At 74.8% G+C, this 19,735-nt stretch carries 18 protein-coding genes and 1 riboswitch; of the genes, 4 read left to right on the top strand and 14 right to left on the bottom strand.

Features of this window, described 5'->3' with window-relative positions; genetic code table 11:
- Nucleotides 1–16: 16 nt before the first annotated feature.
- The 9 genes from ribH to ACFWDO_RS06465 all read right to left on the bottom strand — a co-directional run bounded on the left by ribH (nt 17) and on the right by ACFWDO_RS06465 (nt 8,976).
- Nucleotides 17–544 carry a 6,7-dimethyl-8-ribityllumazine synthase gene (gene ribH, locus ACFWDO_RS06505; protein ID WP_380315240.1) on the bottom strand — a complete coding sequence of 176 codons (528 nt, stop codon included), beginning with the start codon at nt 542–544 and terminating at the stop codon, nt 17–19.
- Nucleotides 541–1,860: a bifunctional 3,4-dihydroxy-2-butanone-4-phosphate synthase/GTP cyclohydrolase II gene (locus tag ACFWDO_RS06500; protein ID WP_380315244.1), complete on the bottom strand. Its 1,320-nt coding sequence runs from the start codon at nt 1,858–1,860 to the stop codon at nt 541–543. The genes ribH and ACFWDO_RS06500 overlap by 4 nt, the downstream gene beginning before the upstream one ends.
- Entirely contained in the window at nt 1,857–2,483 is a 627-nt protein-coding gene (locus ACFWDO_RS06495) for a riboflavin synthase (protein ID WP_380315247.1), read from the bottom strand. The genes ACFWDO_RS06500 and ACFWDO_RS06495 overlap by 4 nt, the downstream gene beginning before the upstream one ends.
- Before the next feature lie 3 nt (nt 2,484–2,486).
- The gene (gene ribD / locus ACFWDO_RS06490) at nt 2,487–3,566 is read right to left on the bottom strand and encodes a bifunctional diaminohydroxyphosphoribosylaminopyrimidine deaminase/5-amino-6-(5-phosphoribosylamino)uracil reductase RibD (RefSeq protein WP_380315249.1); all 1,080 of its coding nucleotides are present in this window, start codon (nt 3,564–3,566) and stop codon (nt 2,487–2,489) included.
- Nucleotides 3,567–3,710: 144 nt separating this feature from the next.
- Nucleotides 3,711–3,840, bottom strand: a riboswitch (FMN riboswitch).
- Between the two features lie 80 nt (nt 3,841–3,920).
- Nucleotides 3,921–4,964 carry a hypothetical protein gene (locus ACFWDO_RS06485; RefSeq protein WP_380315252.1) on the bottom strand — a complete coding sequence of 348 codons (1,044 nt, stop codon included), beginning with the start codon at nt 4,962–4,964 and terminating at the stop codon, nt 3,921–3,923.
- Between the two features lie 30 nt (nt 4,965–4,994).
- Complete coding sequence (gene der / locus ACFWDO_RS06480; protein WP_380315255.1) at nt 4,995–6,560, bottom strand: ribosome biogenesis GTPase Der; 1,566 nt, start codon at nt 6,558–6,560, stop codon at nt 4,995–4,997.
- A 120-nt stretch (nt 6,561–6,680) separates the two neighbouring features.
- Nucleotides 6,681–7,385 (bottom strand): (d)CMP kinase, encoded by a 705-nt coding sequence (cmk, locus tag ACFWDO_RS06475; protein WP_380315258.1) that lies wholly within the window; start codon nt 7,383–7,385, stop codon nt 6,681–6,683.
- A 71-nt stretch (nt 7,386–7,456) separates the two neighbouring features.
- A complete protein-coding gene (locus tag ACFWDO_RS06470) occupies nt 7,457–8,326 on the bottom strand; it encodes a pseudouridine synthase (RefSeq protein WP_380315261.1) in 870 nt (289 codons plus the stop codon).
- Between the two features lie 14 nt (nt 8,327–8,340).
- Nucleotides 8,341–8,976 (bottom strand): TetR/AcrR family transcriptional regulator, encoded by a 636-nt coding sequence (locus ACFWDO_RS06465; protein ID WP_380315264.1) that lies wholly within the window; start codon nt 8,974–8,976, stop codon nt 8,341–8,343.
- Nucleotides 8,977–9,107: 131 nt separating this feature from the next.
- Between ACFWDO_RS06465 and ACFWDO_RS06460 the strand changes: the two genes are divergently transcribed.
- A complete protein-coding gene (locus tag ACFWDO_RS06460; protein WP_380315267.1) occupies nt 9,108–9,530 on the top strand; it encodes an organic hydroperoxide resistance protein in 423 nt (140 codons plus the stop codon).
- Nucleotides 9,531–9,540: 10 nt separating this feature from the next.
- Here the strand turns inward: ACFWDO_RS06460 and ACFWDO_RS06455 are convergent, their stop codons facing one another.
- The 5 genes from ACFWDO_RS06455 to ACFWDO_RS06435 all read right to left on the bottom strand — a co-directional run bounded on the left by ACFWDO_RS06455 (nt 9,541) and on the right by ACFWDO_RS06435 (nt 14,285).
- On the bottom strand, nt 9,541–10,284 hold the full coding sequence (locus ACFWDO_RS06455) for an SMC-Scp complex subunit ScpB (protein ID WP_380315270.1): 744 nt from the start codon (nt 10,282–10,284) through the stop codon (nt 9,541–9,543).
- Nucleotides 10,281–11,234 (bottom strand): segregation and condensation protein A, encoded by a 954-nt coding sequence (locus ACFWDO_RS06450; RefSeq protein WP_380315273.1) that lies wholly within the window; start codon nt 11,232–11,234, stop codon nt 10,281–10,283. Before ACFWDO_RS06450 ends, ACFWDO_RS06455 begins: the two co-directional genes overlap by 4 nt.
- Nucleotides 11,218–12,183 (bottom strand): ParA family protein, encoded by a 966-nt coding sequence (locus ACFWDO_RS06445; RefSeq protein ID WP_380315276.1) that lies wholly within the window; start codon nt 12,181–12,183, stop codon nt 11,218–11,220. The genes ACFWDO_RS06450 and ACFWDO_RS06445 overlap by 17 nt, the downstream gene beginning before the upstream one ends.
- A 65-nt stretch (nt 12,184–12,248) precedes the next feature.
- Entirely contained in the window at nt 12,249–13,247 is a 999-nt protein-coding gene (locus ACFWDO_RS06440; protein WP_380315279.1) for a site-specific tyrosine recombinase XerD, read from the bottom strand.
- 27 nt (nt 13,248–13,274) lie between these two features.
- Nucleotides 13,275–14,285, bottom strand: a complete 1,011-nt coding sequence (locus ACFWDO_RS06435; protein ID WP_380315282.1) for a heme o synthase — start codon at nt 14,283–14,285, stop codon at nt 13,275–13,277.
- Nucleotides 14,286–14,706: 421 nt separating this feature from the next.
- Here ACFWDO_RS06435 and tkt point away from each other — a divergent pair, with 421 nt between their 5' ends.
- From tkt to zwf, 3 genes are all read left to right on the top strand, one after another.
- The gene (gene tkt, locus ACFWDO_RS06430; protein WP_380315285.1) at nt 14,707–16,830 is read left to right on the top strand and encodes a transketolase; all 2,124 of its coding nucleotides are present in this window, start codon (nt 14,707–14,709) and stop codon (nt 16,828–16,830) included.
- 100 nt (nt 16,831–16,930) lie between these two features.
- On the top strand, nt 16,931–18,049 hold the full coding sequence (gene tal, locus ACFWDO_RS06425; protein ID WP_380315289.1) for a transaldolase: 1,119 nt from the start codon (nt 16,931–16,933) through the stop codon (nt 18,047–18,049).
- 96 nt (nt 18,050–18,145) lie between these two features.
- Nucleotides 18,146–19,687 carry a glucose-6-phosphate dehydrogenase gene (gene zwf, locus ACFWDO_RS06420; RefSeq protein ID WP_380315292.1) on the top strand — a complete coding sequence of 514 codons (1,542 nt, stop codon included), beginning with the start codon at nt 18,146–18,148 and terminating at the stop codon, nt 19,685–19,687.
- Nucleotides 19,688–19,735 lie beyond the last annotated feature (48 nt).

Genomic DNA, 19,735 nt, shown 5'->3' with positions numbered 1-19,735 from the left:
AGGGCCGACCGAAATACTACCCCAGGTCGGAGGCTGCTCCTGCATCGACGCGAGCACCGGCGAGACGGGCGTCGCGGACCTCGCCGAGCACGCGGGCGGTGGCGAGCGCGGCGGCCGCGGCCTCGTACCCCTTGTCCTCGTGGGAGCCATCCAGCCCGGCGCGGTCGAGGGCCTGCTGCTCGTCGTCGCACGTCAGGAGGCCGAAGCCCACGGGCACGGTGTGGTCGAGGGCCACGCGGTTGAGGCCGTCGGTCGCGGCGGCGCACACGTAGTCGAAGTGCGGGGTGCCGCCGCGGATGACGACGCCCAGCGCGACGACGGCGTCGTACCCGGCCGCCGCGAGCGCCTGCGCGGCGACGGGCAGCTCGAACGACCCGGGCACGCGCACGACGCGGGGGTCGGCGACGCCGTGGTCGGCGCAGGCCCGCAGGGCGCCGTCGAGCAGGCCGTCCATCACGGTGGTGTGCCAGCTCGCGGCGACGACGGCCACGCGCAGGTCGGAGCAGTCGACGGGCGCGACGGCGGGGGCGCCGGCGCCGCTCATCGGGTGGCCCCGGCGGCGAGCGGGACGGTGGTCGGGGTGCGGTGCATCGGGGTTCCTCCGGTGGCGGGCGTGATGTCGGGACGGGGCTCGGTCAGGTGGGGCAGGTCGTGGCCCATGCGGTCGCGCTTGGTGCGCAGGTAGCCGAGGGTGCGGGGATGGGCGGGCAGCGCGAGCGGGACGCGCTCGACGACGTCCGCTCCCCCGGCGACGAGACCGTCCACCTTGGCGGGGTTGTTGGTGAGCAGCCGGACGCGCGGCGCGCCGAGGTCGCGCAGGACGTGCGCCGCGGCGGTGTAGTCGCGGGCGTCGGCGGGCAGCCCCTGGTCGAGGTTGGCGTCCACGGTGTCGCGCCCGGCGTCCTGCAGGGCGTAGGCGGCGAGCTTGGCGGCCAGGCCGATCCCCCGTCCCTCGTGCCCGCGCAGGTAGACGACGACGCCGCGACCGGCGGCGACGACCTGGCGCAGCGACTCGTCGAGCTGGGGCCCGCAGTCGCAGCGCAGGCTGCCGAACGCGTCGCCGGTGAGGCACTCGGAGTGCACCCGGACGAGCACGGGTGCGGCGGCGGGGTCGGCGAGGGCGTCGAGCGGCCCGGCCACGAGGGCCACGTGCTCGTCGCCGGTCCGCGTGTCCCGGTAGGCGACGGCGGTGAGCTCGCCGTGCCGGGTGGGCAGGGTGGTGACCGCGACCCGCTCGACGAGCACCTCGGTGGCCCGCCGGTAGGCGACGAGGTCGGCCACGCTGATGAGCGTGAGCCCGTGCTCGGCGGCGAACTCGGTCAGCGCGGGCAGCCGCATCATCGTGCCGTCGTCGTGCACCAGCTCGGCGAGCACGCCGGCCTCCCCGCGCCCGGCGAGGCGCGCGAGGTCGACGGCGGCCTCGGTGTGCCCGCGCCGCTCCAGCACGCCGCCGGGGCGGGCGCGCAGGGGCAGCACGTGGCCGGGCCGGGTGAGGTCGGCGGGCGCGGTCTCCGGGTCGGCGAGCAGGCGCGCGGTGCGGGCCCGGTCGGCGCCGGAGATGCCGGTCGTGACGCCGGCGGCGGCGTCCACGGTCACGGTGTACGCGGTGCGGAAGGCGTCCTGGTTGGCCTCCACCATGAGGGGCAGCCCGAGCCGGTCGAGCGTGTCCCCGGCGACGCCCACGCACACGAGACCGCTGGTGTGCCGCACCAGGAAGCCCATGAGCTCGGGGGTCGCGGCCTCGGCGGCGAGGATGAGGTCGCCCTCGTTCTCGCGATCGGCGTCGTCGGCGACGACGACGGGTCGCCCGGCGGTGACGTCGGCGATCGCCCGCGCGACCCGGTCGACGGCGGCGCTCACAGCGCCGCTCCCGCCGTCGTCAGCCCGTGAGCGAGGTGCTTCTCCACGTACTTGCTCAGGACGTCGACCTCGAGGTTGACCTGCTCCCCGACACCACGGGAACCGAGGGTGGTGCGGGCCCGCGTCTCGGGGATGAGGCTCACGGTGAAGGACGCGTCGCCGGCGGCCACGACGGTGAGGCTCACGCCGTCGACGGCGATCGAGCCCTGCGCCACGACGTACCGGGCCAGGTCGGCCGGCAGCGCTACCTCGACGACCTCCCACTGCGTGCCCGGCGTCCGGGCCAGGACGGTGCCGACACCGTCGACGTGCCCCTGCACGACGTGCCCGCCGAACCGCCCGTCCGCCGCGAGCGCCCGCTCGAGGTTGACGCGGTCGCCCGGGGCGCGGCGCCCGAGGCTCGTGCGGCGCAGGGTCTCCGCCATGAGGTCGGCGGTCCAGGTGGTGCGGCCGTCGTGCGCGCCGGTCCCCGCGACGGTCAGGCAGCAGCCGTCGACGGCGATCGAGTCGCCCAGGCGGACGCCCTCGAGCACCCTCTCGGCCGCGACGGTGAGTCGGGCCCCGTCGGCGTGCTCGCGCACGGCGACGACGGTGCCGAGCTCCTCCACGATGCCGGTGAACATGGCTCAGCGCTCCTTCCGCGGCCGCATGACGAGCCGCACGGTGGGGGTGTCGGTGGGGTCGGCCGGGTCCTGGGGCAGGACGGCCACGTCGAGCAGGTCGAGGCAGGCGGCGTCCGCGATGGTGCCGATCCCGAGGTCGGCGACGGCGGGGGCGCCGACGCCGAGCAGCACGGGCGCGACGTACGCGACGACGTCGTCGACGAGACCGGCGCGCCAGAAGGCGGCGGCGAGGGCGGGGCCGCCCTCGAGCAGCACGTGCCGGTGCTCGCGGTACCAGAGCAGGTCCAGCACCTCGTGCGGGTCGTGGGTGCGCAGGTGCATCACGGGCTCCCCCGCGGCCGCGGCACGGGCCAGCCGGGAGGTGGACGGCAGCTCGCGCAGCCCGACGACGACCCGCTCGGGCTGCGGGCCGGGCACGTGCCGCACGGTGAGGTCGGGGTCGTCGGCCAGCGCGGTGCCGGTGCCGACGACGACGGCGTCCGCGGCCGCGCGCAGGCGGTGCACGTCGTGGCGGGCCGCACGGCCGGAGATCCAGCGGGACGTGCCGTCGGCGGCGGCGGCCCGCCCGTCCAGGGTGCTCGCGACCTTCCAGGTCACGACGGGGCGGCCGAGCTCGAGCGCGCGGGTCCACGTGGCGTTGAGCGCGCGGGCCTCGTCGGCCAGGACACCCCCGACGACGTCGACGCCCGCGGAGCGCAGCCGGGCCGCGCCGCCCGCGGCGGCCGGGTTGGGGTCGTGCGCGCCGTGCACGACGCGGGCGACGCCCGCGTCCAGCAGCGCGTCCACGCAGGGACCGGTGCGGCCGTGGTGGTTGCAGGGCTCGAGGGTGACGACGGCGGTCGCACCGCGTGCGGCGGCGGGCCCCAGGCGCTCGGCGGCGGCGCGCAGGGCCTCGACCTCGGCGTGCGGCGTGCCCGCGCCATGGTGGTAGCCCTCGGCGATCGTCGTGCCGTCGGCGGCCAGGAGCACGCACCCCACGCGGGGGTTGGGCCCGGCGGCGGGGATCTGCGCGGCGAGCTCCAGCGCCCGGCGCATCGCGGCGCGCTCCGCCTCGGTGACGTCACCCGGCTGCGCCTGCTCCATCTGTCCTGCCCCTGTCGTCCGGTCGCGGACCCCGGGGTGCAGGAAGGCGGGGTCGGACGTGCTCGCGCCGGCCGGTCGCGCACCGCCACGACGAGTGGCAGGGGGCCCACAACGGGGCCCGGGGACGGACCGGACGGGGAGCCGTCGCGTGCGCTTCCCATCCGGACTTTGACCGTCGGTCCAGGAGTTCCACCTGGTCAACCGGTCACAGGCTGTGACCGGGTCGCGGACTTTCACCGCCGGCTCGGAATTTCACCGACCCCAGAGCACGCGAGCAATTCGCTCGTCATCGACGACCGTGCCACGCCCCGCGCCGCCCTGGCAAGCCCGGGTGGCGCATCTCACGACCGGCGCTCAGGCGGCGGGCGGCCGCGCCGTCCGCCGCTCGTCGTCCCGCCCGAGGGCGACGCCGAGGGCGACCAGGACCACCAGGTCCACGACGAGCCCGGCGACCGCCGCCCACTGCACGGCGCGGAACGCCAGGAGCTGCGTGACGAGCAGACTGACGAGGACGCCGCGGCGCACCCAGACCGCCCCGGCGCGGTGGTCGCGGGGGCCCACCAGCGTCCCCCGGACGACGCACGCGACGGTCGCGGCGACGGCCCCGAGGATGCCCGCGCCGACCCACGACGGCGCGTCGACCCCGCCGACCAGCACGCGCAGCCCCACCACCGACGAGGCGGTCGCGGTGCCCAGGACGGCGACCGTCACGGCCACGGCCGCCCACCGGTGCTCCATCGCGTCGGCGAACCACGCGGACGCGCGCCGCACGAGGGCGCGCACCGGGTCCGGGACGGCCACGTCGTCCGCCGGCACGGCCTCCACCAGCGCCGCGACCTCGTCGGCGGCCGGCTCCCCGCGGCCGCGCGCCACGAGGCCCCGGGCCTCCTCGCGCTCGGCGTCGGTGAACCCGCCCGCGACCCCGGCGACGGCGCGGTCGGTCGCCACCGCGAGGTACTCCGCGGGGTGATGGGCGCGCCGCCCGTGCAGCGCCTCGACGAGGAGCACCAGCACCACGACGACCGCGTAGATGAGGGCCGCCGTCGGCGCGTAGAAATAGTCGTTGTCGGAGGTGACGAACTTGCCGATCTCGTCCACGAACAGCCCGAAGCCGACCCCGCCGAGCACCGCGCCCACCGCACGCAGGGCCGGGCCCACCCACGAGAGCAGCACCACGACCGCGAGCGCCATGCCGAGCCCGCCCCACAGGACGTGCGCGACGTGGAGCCCGCCGCCGCCCACCTGCGGGTAGCCCGAGGCGGCGAGCAGGAACCGGGTCACCAGCACGGTCGCCACGGTGACGACGAGGAAGGTCACCAGGTGCCGCACTGCGGAGGTGTCGCGTGCCGCGCCGAGGCGCAGCAGGCGACCCCGGCGGCCGAGCGGTGCAGAACTCATCGCAGCCTCATCGCTGGCTCGTCGGCGGCGTCAGCGGCGCCGCTTCTCCCGCACCCGCACGCTGATCTCGATGGGCGAACCCTCGAAGCCGAACGTCTCGCGCAGGCGACGCTCGATGAACCGGCGGTACCCGGCCTCGAGGAACCCGGTCGCGAAGATGACGAATCGCGGCGGGCGCGTCGACGCCTGTGTGCCGAACAGGATGCGCGGCTGGCGGCCACCGCGCAGCGGGTGCGGGTGGGCGGCGACGAGCTCGCCGAGGAAGGCGTTGAGGCGGCCGGTGGGGATGCGGGTGTCCCAGGACTCCAGCGACGTCTCGAGCGCGCGCGTGAGCCGGTCGGTGTGCCAGCCGGTGCGGGCGGAGACGTTGACGCGCGGCGCCCACTGCACCTGCACCAGGTCCTTGTCGATCTCGCGCTCGAGGTACGGGCGACGGTCGTCGTCCATGAGGTCCCACTTGTTGTACGCGATGACGAGCGCGCGGCCGGCGTCGACGGCCTGCGAGATGACGCGCGTGTCCTGCTCCGTCATCGGCTGCGAGGCGTCGACGAGCACGACGGCGACCTCCGCCTTCTCGATCGCGGCCTGCGTGCGCAGGGAGGCGTAGAAGTCCGCGCCGCGCGTCTGGTGCACACGGCGGCGGATGCCGGCGGTGTCGACGAACCAGTACGGCACGCCCTTGATCTCGACGAGCTCGTCGACGGGGTCGCGGGTGGTGCCGGCGGTCTCGTCGACGACGACGCGCTCGGCGCCGGCGATCTTGTTCAGGAGCGACGACTTGCCGACGTTCGGGCGCCCGACCAGCGCCACGCGGCGCGGGCCGGCCGGCCGCAGCTCGCCGTGCTCGGAGACCTCGGGCAGCACCTTCATGGCGGCGTCGAGCAGGTCGCCGGTGCCGCGCCCGTGCAGCGCGGAGACGGGGTGCGGCTCGCCCAGCCCGAGCGACCACAGGTACGCGGCGTCCGCCTCGCCGGAGGGGCCGTCCACCTTGTTGGCGCACAGCACGACGGGCTTGCCGGAGCGGCGCAGCAGCTCGACGACGCGCTCGTCCGTCGACGTCGCGCCCACCGTCGAGTCGACGACGAAGATCACGGCGTCGGCGAGGGCGACCGCCACCTCGGCCTGCTCGGCGACCTTGGACTCGATGCCGGCGACGTCGACCTCCCAGCCGCCCGTGTCCACGAGGGTGAACTCGCGCCCGGACCACTCGCCCGGGTAGCTGACGCGGTCGCGCGTGACGCCCGGCGTGTCCTCGACGACGGCCTCGCGGCGGCCGAGGATGCGGTTGACCAGCGTCGACTTGCCGACGTTCGGTCGCCCGACGACGGCGAGGACGGGCAGCGGCGCCTCGCCGCTGCCGAAGCCCTCCTCGTCCCACTCGGCGTCGAGCAGGGCACGGTCGGCCTCGTCGAGCTCGAAGTCCTCCAGGCCCGCGCGCAGCGCGCGCTCGCGCGCCTCGTCGTCACCCTCGGACTCGAGGACCTCGGCCACCGCGTCGCGCGCGGGCTCCGCCGCCTCGGCGGCGTCCGCGGGTGCGGTGGTCGGGTCGTCGGTGGGCTCGGCAGCGGGCACGGAGCCGTCGGCGGGAGTGGTCATGGGCACCATTCTCCCAGGCCCGGCGGCGTGTCACGAACGAGACCCCCGTCACCCGGCCGGAAGGCCGTGCGACGGGGGCCGCGGCGGGCGCGCCGACAGGGGCGCCGTGCCCGGGTCGGGTCAGGCGGTGACCTGCGCGACGACGGCCAGGACGGCGTCGACCGTCTGGTCGAAGTCGAGGTCGGACGAGTCGACGGTCGCGACGCCGTCGGCCGCGACCTGGAACTGGCTGACCGTCGAGTCGTCGCGGTCGCGGCGCAGCACCTGGTCGCGCGTGGCCTCGACGGCGGAGGCGTCGGCCGCGCCGTGCACCTCGAGGGAGCGGCGGCGCAGGCGCGCCTCCTCGCTGGCGGTGAGCAACACGCGGGCGTCCGCGTCGGGGGCGACGACGGTCGTGATGTCGCGCCCCTCGGCCACGATGCCGTGCCCGTCCGAGAATCCGCCGGGCGCGTTCTCCGCCTCGATGACGGCGCGCTGGCGCCGGCGCAGCTCGGCGCGGACCTCGAGGTTGGTCGCCACCTGCGACACGGCGGTGGAGACCTCGGTGGTGCGGATCGCCTCGGCGACGTCGCGCCCGCCCAGGTGCACGGTCGGCGCCGCAGGGTCCACGCCCATGTCCAGCGGCATGGCCCGCACCGCGTCGGCGACGGCGGCCTGGTCGGCCAGGTCCGCGCCGCTCTCGACGCACCACAGCGTCGCGGCGCGGTACATGGCGCCCGTGTCGAGGTAGGCGAGCCCGAGCCGGGCCGCCACCGCCTTCGAGACGCTGGACTTGCCGGACCCGGAGGGACCGTCGACGGCGATGACGACCACGTGAGAGCTCACCTTCTGTTGTCGCGCGGCGGTACCGCGCGGGTTCTGCTGGGCGGGGAGGACGGGAGGACGGGGGCGTGACGTCACATGTCGACGTCGCGCATGAGGGTGCCGAGCTCGGTGCGCCCGAGCACCCGCGTGCGCCCGACGCGCAGGTCGCCCAGGGCGATGGGGCCGATGCGGGTGCGCACGAGGCGGGTCACCGGGAAGCCGACGGCGTCCAGCATGCGGCGCACGATGCGGTTGCGGCCCTCGTGCAGCACGACCTCGAGCATCGTCTCACCGGGCACGGCGTCCACGACGCGCACCTTGTCGGCGCGGGCGAGGCCGTCATCGAGCTCCACGCCCTCGGTCAGCTGCTTGGCGTGGCGCGGGTAGAACTCGCCGCCCGTGACCGTGACGAGGTAGGTCTTGCGGATCTCGTACCGCGGGTGGGCGAGGCGGTTCGCGAGCTCGCCGTCGTTGGTGAGCAGCAGCAGGCCCTCGCTGTCGGCGTCGAGCCGGCCGACGTGGAACAGGCGCTCGGGGCGGTCCTTGACCAGGTCGGCGAGCGTCGGGCGGCCGTCCGGGTCGCTCATCGTCGACACCACGCCCAGCGGCTTGTTGAGCGCGATCGTCACCTTGGACGCGTCGAGCTGGATGCGCATGCCGTCCACGTGCACCTGCGCCTTCGCGGGGTCCACGCGCACACCGAGCTCGGTGACGAGCACGCCGTCCACCTCGACGTGCCCCTCGGCGATGAGCTCCTCGCACTTGCGGCGCGAGCCCAGGCCGGCCTGCGCGAGCACCTTCTGCAGGCGGACGCCGTCGGCGACGTGGACGTCGCGGTCCGGCTCGCCGGAGCGCGGGGCGGGGCGACGGGGGGCGGGCTTGCGGGGACGCTGCGAGCGCTGCGCTGAGGGTCCCTGGGGGCGGCTGGTGCGGCGGCTCCCGCCGCGGCGTTCGGTGCTCATGGTGCCCGATTCTCTCAGGTCGTGCCGGCTCCGCCCGACGGCGCCGTCCGCCGGTGTGCCGCGAGCACCGCCGCGAACGCGGACGCGAGGCGGGGCGCGACGGCGCGGGCGTCGTCCACGTCCCCGCACACCATGGCGCCGTCGCGCAGCATCATCAGCTCGGCGGCGGCGGCGTGCGGGTCACCCGCCCCGTCCTCGCGCGCGACGTCGGCGAAGAAGCCCGCGTAGCGGGCACGGTGCCGTGCCACGGCCTGCCGCACGGGATGGGCCGGATCGGCGTACTCCGCCCCGGCGTTGACGAACGCACAGCCGCGGAACTCCGGGGCCCGCGCCACGGTACCCAGCACGTCGGCCAGGGCAGCGAGCGCGGCACCGGGGTCGCCGTCGTGCTCGTCGCGCAGGCGCGCCAGCTGCGCCCGCTCCTCCTCCGCGATCGCGTCCAGGTAGGCGACGACGAGGTCGTCCTTCGTCCGGAAGTGCCGGTAGAACGTGACCTTGGACACCTCGGCCGCGGCGATGATCTTGTCGGCGCTCACGGCGCGGATCCCGTCCGCGTAGAACAGCCGGCTCCCCGCCTCGAGGATCCGGTCACGCACCCGCCCGCGCGCGGGCGCCCGCTCGGGGGTCGCGGCCGCCGTCCTGGTTCCCATCCCACCAACCTCTCACGCCGCGACGCCTCCGGGCGCCGTGTCGCGGCACCTGATGCTTGCGGCGACGGACGACGCGTGGTCTAGTAGACGAACTAGTAACTCTACTAGAGAGCCTACCCAGGAGGACCAGCATGAGCGCGCTCTACACCGCGGTCGCCACCGCCACCGGAGACGGACGGGACGGCCGCTCGCGGTCGGACGACGGCCTGCTCGACGTCGACCTCGCCATCCCCAAGGAGATGGGCGGCGCCGGCGGCGCCACCAACCCCGAGCAGCTCTTCGCCGCCGGGTACGCCGCGTGCTTCCACTCCTCGCTGAAGGTCGTCGCGCGACGGGAGAAGGCCGCGATGAGTGACTCCGCCGTCGTCGCGGAGGTCTCGCTCCTGCCGACCGACGACGGCGGGTTCCGCCTCGCCGTCGCGCTGCACGCTGAGATGACCGGCGTCGACCAGGCCACCGCCGATGCCCTCGTGGCCGGCGCGCACCAGGTGTGCCCGTACTCGAACGCCACGCGCGGCAACGTCGACGTCACCGTCGACGCCACCGTCGCCTGAGGTCAGCCCCTCACGCGCCGAGCCCGTCCTCGGTCGGGTCCGCGGACAGGTTCGCGGGCAGGGCCGAGGACGGGTCCAGGCCGATCGCCTCCCCCACGTCGGGCAGGTGCGGGGCGAGCGGCGGCAGCGCGTCGAGCGACGTCCAGCCCATCCGGTCCAGGAACTCCCCGGTGGTGCCGAACAGCACGGCGCCCGTCATCGGGTCCTGGCCGGTCTCCGCGATCAGCCCCCGCGCGAGCAGCGTGCGCACGACGCCGTCCACGCTGACGCCGCGCACCGCCGAGACCTGCCCCCGCGTGACCGGCTGGCGGTAGGCGACGACCGCGAGCGTCTCCAGCGCCGCCTGGCTGAGCCGCGACGACTGCCCCTCCAGCACGAACGCGCCCACCACGTCGGCCTGCGCCCGCGCGGAGTAGACCCGCCAGCCGTCCGCGCCCTCCCGCAGCTCGAACCCGCGCGGGCGCCCGCCCGTCTCGCCGCGGTACTCCGCCGCGAGGTCCTCCAGGACGGCGGCCACCTCCGGCACCGGCCGCGCGACCCCGGCCGCCAGCCGCTCCACCGGCACGGGCGACTCCGTGACCATGAGCACCGCCTCCAGCGCCGCGGCCAGGCCGCCGGGCAGCTCGTCCACGTCGACCTCGAGCTCGGGCACGGGACGGTCGGCGACCCCTGCCTCGGCGGGTCCCGCAGCGTCGGGGCCGGTCTCCGCCTCGTCCGCGGCCTCCGTGCCGGTCGTGCCCGTCTCCTGCGTCATGCCACGACCTCCGTCACGTCCGGGCCGCCGTCTGGCGCCGCGGCCCCGTCGAACTCCTCGAACCCGGCGGCGAGCGCGCCGTCGTCGTCCCCGTCCTGCTCGCCGTCGCCGGCGGTCCACCGCACCGTGAGCTCCCCCAGCGCGGTGGCCTGCTCGAAGGCGACCCGGCCGCCCCGGAACAGCTCCAGCAGCGCCAGGAACCGCGCCACCGCGACGAGTCGCTCCTCCCCCGCGACGAGCGCGCGGAACGTCACGACGTGCTCGCGCCGCAGCCGGCGCGCGACGACCCCGGCCTGCTCGCGCACGCTCACCGCCGGCGCGTGCAGGTGGTCGAGGCCGACGACCGGCGGTGCCTTCGGCTCGAGCGCCTTCGCCGCCAGCTCCGCGAGGCGGGCGCCGTCGAGCGTCCACACGAGCTCGGGCAGCAGGGCCGTCAGGTGCGGCTCGAGCGGCACGGAGCGCGGCACGCGGCGCCCCTCGGTCTCGAGCCGCTCGGCGAGGATCCCGGAGACCTCCTTGTAGGCGCGGTACTGCAGCAGCCGGGCGAACAGCAGGTCGCGGGCCTCGAGCAGCTCCAGGTCCTCCGCGTCCTCCTCGACGACGCCGGGCAGCAGCCGCGCCGCCTTGAGGTCGAGCAGCGTGGCCGCCACGACCAGGAACTCGCTGGCGGTGCCGAGGTCCCACGAGGGATGCTCCTCGCCGCGGGCCGTCGCCTCGCGTGCGGCGGCGTCCGCGGCGCGGATGTGCGCGACGAACTCGTCCGTCACGGCCGCGAGCGCCACCTCGGTGACGTCGAGCTCGTGCTTCGCGATCAGCGACAGCAGCAGGTCGAACGGGCCGGTGAAGTTCGCGAGGTGCACCTCGAAACCCGCGGGCGGGGCGTCGGCCGCCGCCCCGGGCTCCGCGACGTCGGCGGCAGGCTCCGCGGCGACGTCAGGCGGCGTCACCACGGGCGACGAGCTCGCGCGCGAGCTGCCGGTACGCGGCGGCTCCGGCGTGCGTCGGGGCGTAGTTGGTGATCGGCTCGGCGGCGACGGAGGCGTCCGGGAACTTCACGGTGCGCCCGATGACGGTGTGCAGCAGCGTGTCCCCGAAGGCCTCGTGCACCCGGGCCACGACCTCGCGGGAGTGGAGCGTGCGCGAGTCGTACATGGTCGGCAGGATGCCGTCGATCTCGAGCGCCGGGTTGAGGCGGTCGCGCACCTTCTCGATGGTCTCCACGAGGAGCGCGACGCCGCGCAGCGCGAAGAACTCGCACTCCAGCGGGATGAGCACGCCGTGCGCGGCCGTCAGCGCGTTGACGGTGAGCAGGCCCAGCGACGGCTGGCAGTCCACGAGGATGACGTCGTAGTCGTCCAGCGCCGGGCGCAGCGCGCGGGCCAGCACCGACTCGCGGGCCACCTCGCCGACGAGCTGCACCTCCGCCGCCGACAGGTCGATGTTGGCCGGCAGCACGTCCAGGCCCTCGATGTTCGTGGGCTGCAGCACGTCGGTGAAGCTGACGTCGCGCTCCATGAGCAGGTTGTAGACGCTGAGGTCGAGGTCGTGCGGGCTGACGCCCACGCCCACCGACGCGGCGCCCTGGGGGTCGAAGTCGACCAGCAGCACGCGACGGCCGTACTCGGCCAGCGCGGCGCCCAGGTTGATCGTCGTGGTGGTCTTGCCGACGCCGCCCTTCTGGTTGCACATCGCGACGATGCGCGCGGGCCCGTGCGACGCCAGCGGGGCCGGGTCGCGGAAGTCGGGCAGCGGCCGCCCGACGACGTCGGTGCGCGGCTCCTCCGTCCCGGCCGGACTGCCCGGCGTGGGGCTGGTCGCGGTGACCGCGGCCGGTGAGGCGTCGCTCGTGGTCGTCTGCGTCATGGTGTCGCTCCCGAGTCCCTCGCTCACCTGCGTCACGCTACCCCAGCCCCTCCCGGGGCCCGGGCGGCACGCCGGGCGCGCCGCCCTTCGTCCGCGACCGCTCAGCCGAGGGCCCGGGGGTGCGCCGCCGCGTACACCTCGCGCAGGGCGTCGGGCGTCACCATCGTGTAGATCTGCGTGGTCGTCACCGAGGCGTGCCCGAGCAGCTCCTGCACCACGCGGACGTCGGCGCCGCCGGCCAGCAGGTGCGTCGCGAACGAGTGCCGCAGCGTGTGCGGCGACACGTGCTGCGTCAGTCCCGCCCGCTCGGCCGCACCCTGCAGCACGGACCAGGCGCTCTGCCGCGACAGCCGCGCGCCGCGGGTGTTGAGGAACAGCGCCGGCGTGCCCCGGCCCGCGGACGCCAGCGGCGAGCGGGCGCGGACCAGGTAGGCGTCCAGGGCGGTGCGGGCGTAGGAGCCGACCGGCACGACCCGCTCCTTGTCCCCCTTGCCCCGCAGCCGCACCGAGCCGGAGCCGGCGAGTTCGTCGTCGGGCCCCGGGGCGCCGCCGGCGGGGCGCAGCCCGTCGACGTCGTCGACGTCCAGGCCCACGACCTCGCTGATGCGACCACCGGTGGAGTAGAGCAGCTCGAGCAGCGCGCGGTCGCGCAGCGGGACGGCACCCTCGCCCGTCCCGGCCGCGTCGAGCAGGCGCGCCACCTCGTCCACGGACAGCGCGTGCGGCAGGCGGCGCAGGGAGCTCGGGGCGTGCACCTGCGCCGCGGGATCGGCGCGCGTGACGCCCTCGGCGTGCGCGAAGCGGTGCCAGCCACGCACCGCGGCCAGGGCCCGGGCGGTCGAGGACGGTGACAGCGGGGCGCCGCCGTCCGACCCCTGGCGCAGCACCACCACGTAGTCCTCGACGTCGCGCTCCCCCACGTGGTCCAGACCCGCCCGGCCGGTGGCGTCGAGGTGGCGGGCGTAGCGCCCGAGGTCGCGCCGGTAGGCCGCCACGGTGTTGGCCGACAGCCCGCGCTCGACGCCGAGGTGCGCGAGGTAGTCCTGCAGCGCGGCCGTCAGCGCGGGCGGGAGGGTCGGGGCGGTCGACGTGTCGGGCACCGGCCCATCATGCCTCGGGGGGAGGCGTCAGAAGGGCAGGAAGACGTCCACGGCCACGGCGATGAACAGCACCGTGAGGTACGTGATCGAGCCGTGGAAGACCTTCATCGCGCCGAGCTTGCCTCGCTCGGGGTGGCCCGCGCGGCGCAGCATCGCGATCACGAGGTAGAGGAACCAGCCGCCCGACAGGACGGCGACCGCCGTGTAGAACCACGACATGCCGGCGAGCGGGATCAGCGCGAGCGAGCAGGCGATCATCGCCACCGTGTGCGCGACCATCTCGATCGCGACGCGGCGGTCGGTGGCGACCACGGGGAGCATCGGCACGCCGGCGTTGGCGTAGTCCTTCTTGAACTTCACGGACAGCGGCCAGTAGTGCGGGGGCGTCCAGAAGAAGATCACGCCGAACAGCGCGACGGCGGCCCAGCTGAGCGAGTCCGTGACGGCGGCCCAGCCGATGAAGACGGGCATGCAGCCGGCGATGCCGCCCCACACGATGTTCTGCGGGGTGCGCCGCTTGAGGATCATCGTGTAGCCGACCACGTAGATCGCGATGGCCGCGAACGTGAGCCACGCGGACGCCGGGTTGACCAGCAGCGCGAACCACAGCAGGGACACGGCCCCGAGCACGGTGGCGAACACGAGCGCGGCGCGCGGCGTGATCTCCCCCGTCGCCAGCGGGCGGCGCTTGGTCCTGTTCATCACCTGGTCGATGTCACGGTCCAGGTAGCAGTTGAAGACGTTGGCCGACGCGGCCGCGAGGGTGCCGCCGACCAGGGTGAGCAGGACCAGCCACAGCGACGGGAGCCCGCCCTCGGCGAGGATCATCGTGGGCAGCGTGGTGACGAGCAGCAGCTCGATGATGCGCGGCTTGGTCAGCGCGACGTACGCGCCGACGCGGTCGCGCCACCCCTTGGCCGGACCCGCGGGAGCACCGCGGCGCTCCGCCCGGACGGCATCGGCACGCTCCCGCTCCGCCCGCACCGCGGCACGGGTGGGCGTCGAGGGATGGGGCGTCGTGGTGCTCGTGGTGCTCACGCGCGTGCTTGTCCGTTCTCGGCTGGGGGTCCGGGGAGCTCGGGCGGCGTGGGTCTGCCGCCGCCTCATCGTACGCCGAGGTCACCGGACCGGCGGCCCGGGCCAGGCCCGGGGGCCTGTGAGAAATGCCCGGCTCGTCGTCATCTCCCTCCGACCCCCGCGGGGCCCGCCGCCGCACCGGTGTCCACGCCCGCCCATCTGGTGGGACGGAGAGCCCCGGGACGGGCGTGACGGGAATGCACGGCGCTAGGGTGGTGCTGCACAACGGTGAACAGCGGACCGCCCACCCGGTCGGACCCTCGCCACCGTGCCCCGCCGTCGCACGCAGGACCCGTGCGGTGTCCGACGCGACGGCGCCCCGTACCGGCAGAGCAGCAGCAATCACCCGGGGGCTCGCTCCGGGCAGGAAAGAGGCACATCTGTGAACGCGTTCGACCCCGTCGTCGCCCCGCTCGAGTGGAGCTCGCTCGACGACCGCGCGGTGAAGACCATCAAGGCGCTGGCGGCCGACGCCGTCGAGAAGGTCGGCAACGGCCACCCCGGCACGGCGATCTCCCTCGCCCCCGCCGCGTACCTGCTGTTCCAGAAGACGCTGCGGCACGACCCCTCCGACCCGCACTGGGTCGGCCGTGACCGGTTCGTCCTGTCCGCGGGCCACTCCTCGCTCACGCTGTACCTGCAGCTGTTCCTCGCCGGCTACGGGATGGAGCTGTCGGACCTCGAGGCCCTGCGCACCTGGGGCTCGCAGACCCCCGGCCACCCCGAGTACCGCCACACCCCCGGCGTCGAGATCACCACGGGGCCGCTCGGCCAGGGCCTCGCCTCCGCCGTCGGCATGGCGTTCGCGTCCCGCCGCGAGCGGGGCCTGCTCGACCCCGACGCCGCGCCCGGCGAGTCGCCGTTCGACCACCACGTGTATGTCATCGCCTCCGACGGCGACCTGCAGGAGGGCGTCACCTCCGAGGCCTCGTCCCTCGCCGGCACGCAGAAGCTCGGCAACCTCGTGGTGATCTGGGACGACAACAAGATCTCCATCGAGGACGACACGGACATCGCGTTCACCGAGGACACGCTGGCCCGCTACGCCGCCTACGGCTGGCACACGCAGCGCGTCGACTGGACGCAGGGCGGCACCGGCTACGCCGAGGACGTCGACGCGCTCGCCGCGGCGATCGCCGCCGCCAAGGCCGAGACCGACCGGCCGTCGTTCATCGCGCTGCGCACCATCATCGGCTGGCCGTCGCCCACCAAGCAGAACACCGGCGGCATCCACGGGTCCGCGATGGGCGCCGACGAGGTCGCCGGCCTCAAGGTCGCGCTCGGGCTCGACCCCGAGGCCACGTTCGCCGTCGACGACGAGGTGCTCGAGTACACGCGTTCCGTCGCCGGCCGGCAGGCCGACGAGCGCGCCGCCTGGGACCGCTCGTACGCCGCGTGGCGCACCGCCACCCCCGAGCGCGCCGCGCTGCTCGACCGCCTCGTGGCCCACGAGCTGCCCGCCGGCTGGACCGACGAGCTGCCCGTGTTCGAGGCCTCCGAGAAGGGTGTCGCCACCCGCGCCGCCTCCGGCAAGGTGCTCACCGCGCTCAAGGACGTGCTCCCCGAGCTGTGGGGCGGCTCCGCCGACCTCGCCGGCTCGAACAACACGACGATGGACGGCGAGCCGTCGTTCATCCCCGTGGAGCACGCGACCAAGAAGTTCCCCGGCAACCCCTACGGCCGCACGCTGCACTTCGGCATCCGCGAGCACGGCATGGGCTCGATCCTCAACGGCATCGTGCTGCACGGCCTCACCCGCCCGTACGGCGGCACGTTCCTCCAGTTCGCCGACTACATGCGCGCCTCGGTGCGCCTCGCGGCCCTCATGGAGATCCCGACGACCTTCGTGTGGACCCACGACTCGATCGGCCTCGGCGAGGACGGCCCCACGCACCAGCCGGTCGAGCACCTCGCGGCGCTGCGCGCCATCCCCGGCCTCGACGTCGTGCGCCCCGCCGACGCGAACGAGACCGCCTGGGCCTGGCGCGGGATCCTCGAGAACACGGCGAACCCGGCCGGCATCGTCCTGACCCGCCAGAACGTACCCACGTTCCCGCGTGGCGCCGACGGCTTCGCCGGCGCCGAGGGGACGCTCAAGGGCGCCTACACGCTGCTGGACACGGAGGGCACGCCCGACGTGATCCTCGTCGGCACCGGCTCCGAGGTGCAGCTCGCCGTGCAGGCCCGCGAGCAGCTCGCGGCCGAGGGCGTGGCCGCCCGCGTCGTGTCCATGCCGAGCCGCGAGTGGTTCGACAAGCAGGACGCCGCGTACCGCGAGTCGGTGCTGCCGGCCGCGGTCAAGGCCCGCGTCTCGGTCGAGGCGGGCATCGCGCAGGGCTGGCGCGACGTGGTCGGCGACGCCGGCCGCAGCGTCTCGCTCGAGCACTACGGGGCGTCGGCGGACTACCAGACGCTCTACCGCGAGTTCGGGATCACCGCGGAGGCCGTCGCGGCCGCCGCGCGGGAGTCGCTCGCCGCCGTGCGCGGCGCTGGCGACGCCGCCTGAGCCCTCGTAGATTTCCCGGTGGGGCGCCGCACGACGGCGCCCCACCCGGTTCCCGTCGACAGACCGCCGGCGGGGGCCTCCGACCTCGGAAGGACGTCCGATGACGCAGAGCACCGTCCCCGCACCGATCACCGACCTGACCGGAGCCGGGGTGTCCATCTGGCTCGACGACCTCTCGCGGGAGCGGCTGCGCAGCGGCAACCTCGCGGCCCTCGTCGCCGAGCGCGGCGTCGTCGGCGTCACGACCAACCCGACCATCTTCGCCAAGGCGCTCTCCAGCGGCGACGCCTACGACGCCCAGCTGGCCGAGCTCGCCGGCAGCGACGTGGACGCCGCGGTCGAGACCATCACCACGGACGACGTGCGCGCGGCCGCCGACCTGCTGCGCCCGGTCTACGACGCCACCGACGGCGTGGACGGCCGCGTGTCGATCGAGGTGGACCCGCGCCTCGCCTACGACGCCGACAAGACGGTCGTGGTCGCGGAGCGCCTGTGGCGCACCGTGGACCGGCCGAACGTCTTCATCAAGATCCCCGCGACCGTCCCCGGGCTCGACGCGATCTCGCGCACCCTCGCCCAGGGGATCAGCGTCAACGTGACCCTCATCTTCTCCATCGAGCGCTATCGCGCCGTGATGCAGGCGTTCGCGATCGGCCTCGAGCAGGCCCGCGCGGACGGCATCGACCTCGGCCCGATCGGGTCCGTCGCCTCCTTCTTCGTCTCGCGGGTGGACTCCTCGGTCGACGCCGCGCTCGAGAAGATCGGCACCCCCGAGGCCCTCGACCTGCGCGGGCAGGCCGCCGTCGCGAACGCGCGCCTCGCGTTCGAGGCGTACGAGCAGTTCGTCGGCACGGACGAGTGGCGCTCGCTCGCCGCGTCCGGCGCCCACCCCCAGCGGCCGCTGTGGGCCTCGACCGGCGTGAAGAACCCGGACTACCCCGACACGATGTACGTCTCCGAGCTGGTCACCGACGGCGTCGTGAACACGATGCCCGAGCCCACGCTCCAGGCGTTCGCCGACCACGGCACCGTCACGGGCGACACCGTCCGCGGCATCGCGAGCGCCGCGCGCCGCACCGTCGAGACCATCGAGTCGCTCGGGGTCTCCCTCCGCGAGGTCACCGACCACCTCGAGACCGACGGCGTCCGCAAGTTCGAGGACTCCTGGACCGAGCTCCTGGACACCGCCACCGCCGGCCTCGAGGCAAAGGGCGCCTGACCCGCGCCCCGCCCGGAGCGCCCGACCCGCGCCCCGGGCCCACACCACCCGCCGCATCCTTCCCCCGCCCGCACGACGAAGAACGGTGCCCACCTCGTGAGACCGGCCAAGATCACCGCCGAGCACAACCCGCTGCGCGACCCGCTCGACCTGCGCCTCCCCCGCATCGCCGGCCCCAGCGGGCTCGTGATCTTCGGGGTCACCGGCGACCTGTCGCGCAAGAAGCTCATGCCCGCCGTGTACGACCTGGCGAACCGCGGCCTCCTGCCGCCCGGCTTCGCGCTGACGGGCTTCGCCCGCCGGGACTGGGAGGACGAGGACTTCGCGCAGGTCGTCCACGACGCGGTCAAGGAGCACGCCCGCACGCCCTTCCGCGAAGCGACCTGGCAGCAGCTCGCCGAGGGCATCCGGTTCGTGCAGGGCTCGTTCGACGACGCCGACGCCTTCGAGCGGCTGCGCCAGACCGTCGAGCAGCTCGACGCCGAGCGCGGCACCGGCGGCAACCACGCCTTCTACCTGTCCGTGCCGCCCAGCGCGTTCCCGGTCGTGTGCCAGCAGCTGTCGCAGTCCGGCCTGTCGAAGTCGTCCGCGGACGCGTGGCGCCGCGTCGTCATCGAGAAGCCGTTCGGGCACGACCTCGAGAGCGCCCGCGAGCTCGACTCCGTCGTCTCCCAGGTCTTCGAACCGGAGTCGGTCTTCCGCATCGACCACTACCTGGGCAAGGAGACCGTCCAGAACCTGCTGGCCCTGCGGTTCGCGAACCAGATGTTCGAGCCGCTGTGGAACAGCAACTACGTGGACCACGTGCAGATCACGATGGCCGAGGACATCGGCATCGGCGGCCGCGCCAGCTACTACGACGGCATCGGCGCGGCCCGCGACGTCATCCAGAACCACCTGCTGCAGCTCCTGGCGCTGGTCGCCATGGAGGAACCGGTGAACTTCGACGCGGACGCGCTGCGGGCGGAGAAGATCAAGGCGCTGTCGTCGGTGCGCCTGCCCCGCGACCTCGGGCGCCACACCGCGCGCGGCCAGTACGCCGCCGCCTGGCAGGGCGGCGAGAAGGTCGTCGGGTTCCTCGAGGAGGAGGGCTTCAACCCCGACTCCACGACGGAGACGTTCGCGGCGGTCAAGCTCGAGATCGACAACCGCCGCTGGGCGGGCGTCCCCTTCTACCTGCGCACCGGCAAGCGCCTCGGGCGACGCGTGACCGAGGTCGCCGTCGTCTTCAAGAAGGCGCCGCACCTGCCGTTCGAGTCGTCGCTGACCTCGGACCTCGGCAGCAACGCGCTGGTCATCCGCGTGCAGCCGGACGAGGGCGTCACGCTGCGGTTCGGAGCCAAGGTGCCGGGCACCGCGATGGAGGTGCGCGACGTGACGATGGACTTCGGCTACGGCCACTCGTTCACCGAGTCGTCGCCCGAGGCCTACGAGCGGCTCATCCTCGACGTGCTGCTCGGCGACCCGCCGCTGTTCCCGACCCGCGAGGAGGTCGAGCTCTCCTGGAAGATCCTCGACCCGATCACCTCGTACTGGGCCGGCAAGGGCAAGCCCGAGCCCTACCCCTCGGGCACCTGGGGCCCGCCGTCGGCGGACGCGATGATGGCCCGCGACGGCCGGTCGTGGCGGCGGCCGTGACCGTCCGCCCGACCCGTCCCGCGCACGACGCCGCCCGCGCCGCGGCCA

The sequence above is a fragment of the Isoptericola sp. NPDC060185 genome, assembly GCF_042728595.1.
Lineage (GTDB): Bacteria > Actinomycetota > Actinomycetes > Actinomycetales > Cellulomonadaceae > Isoptericola.
This window is presented reverse-complemented; position numbering and strand designations above follow the sequence as displayed.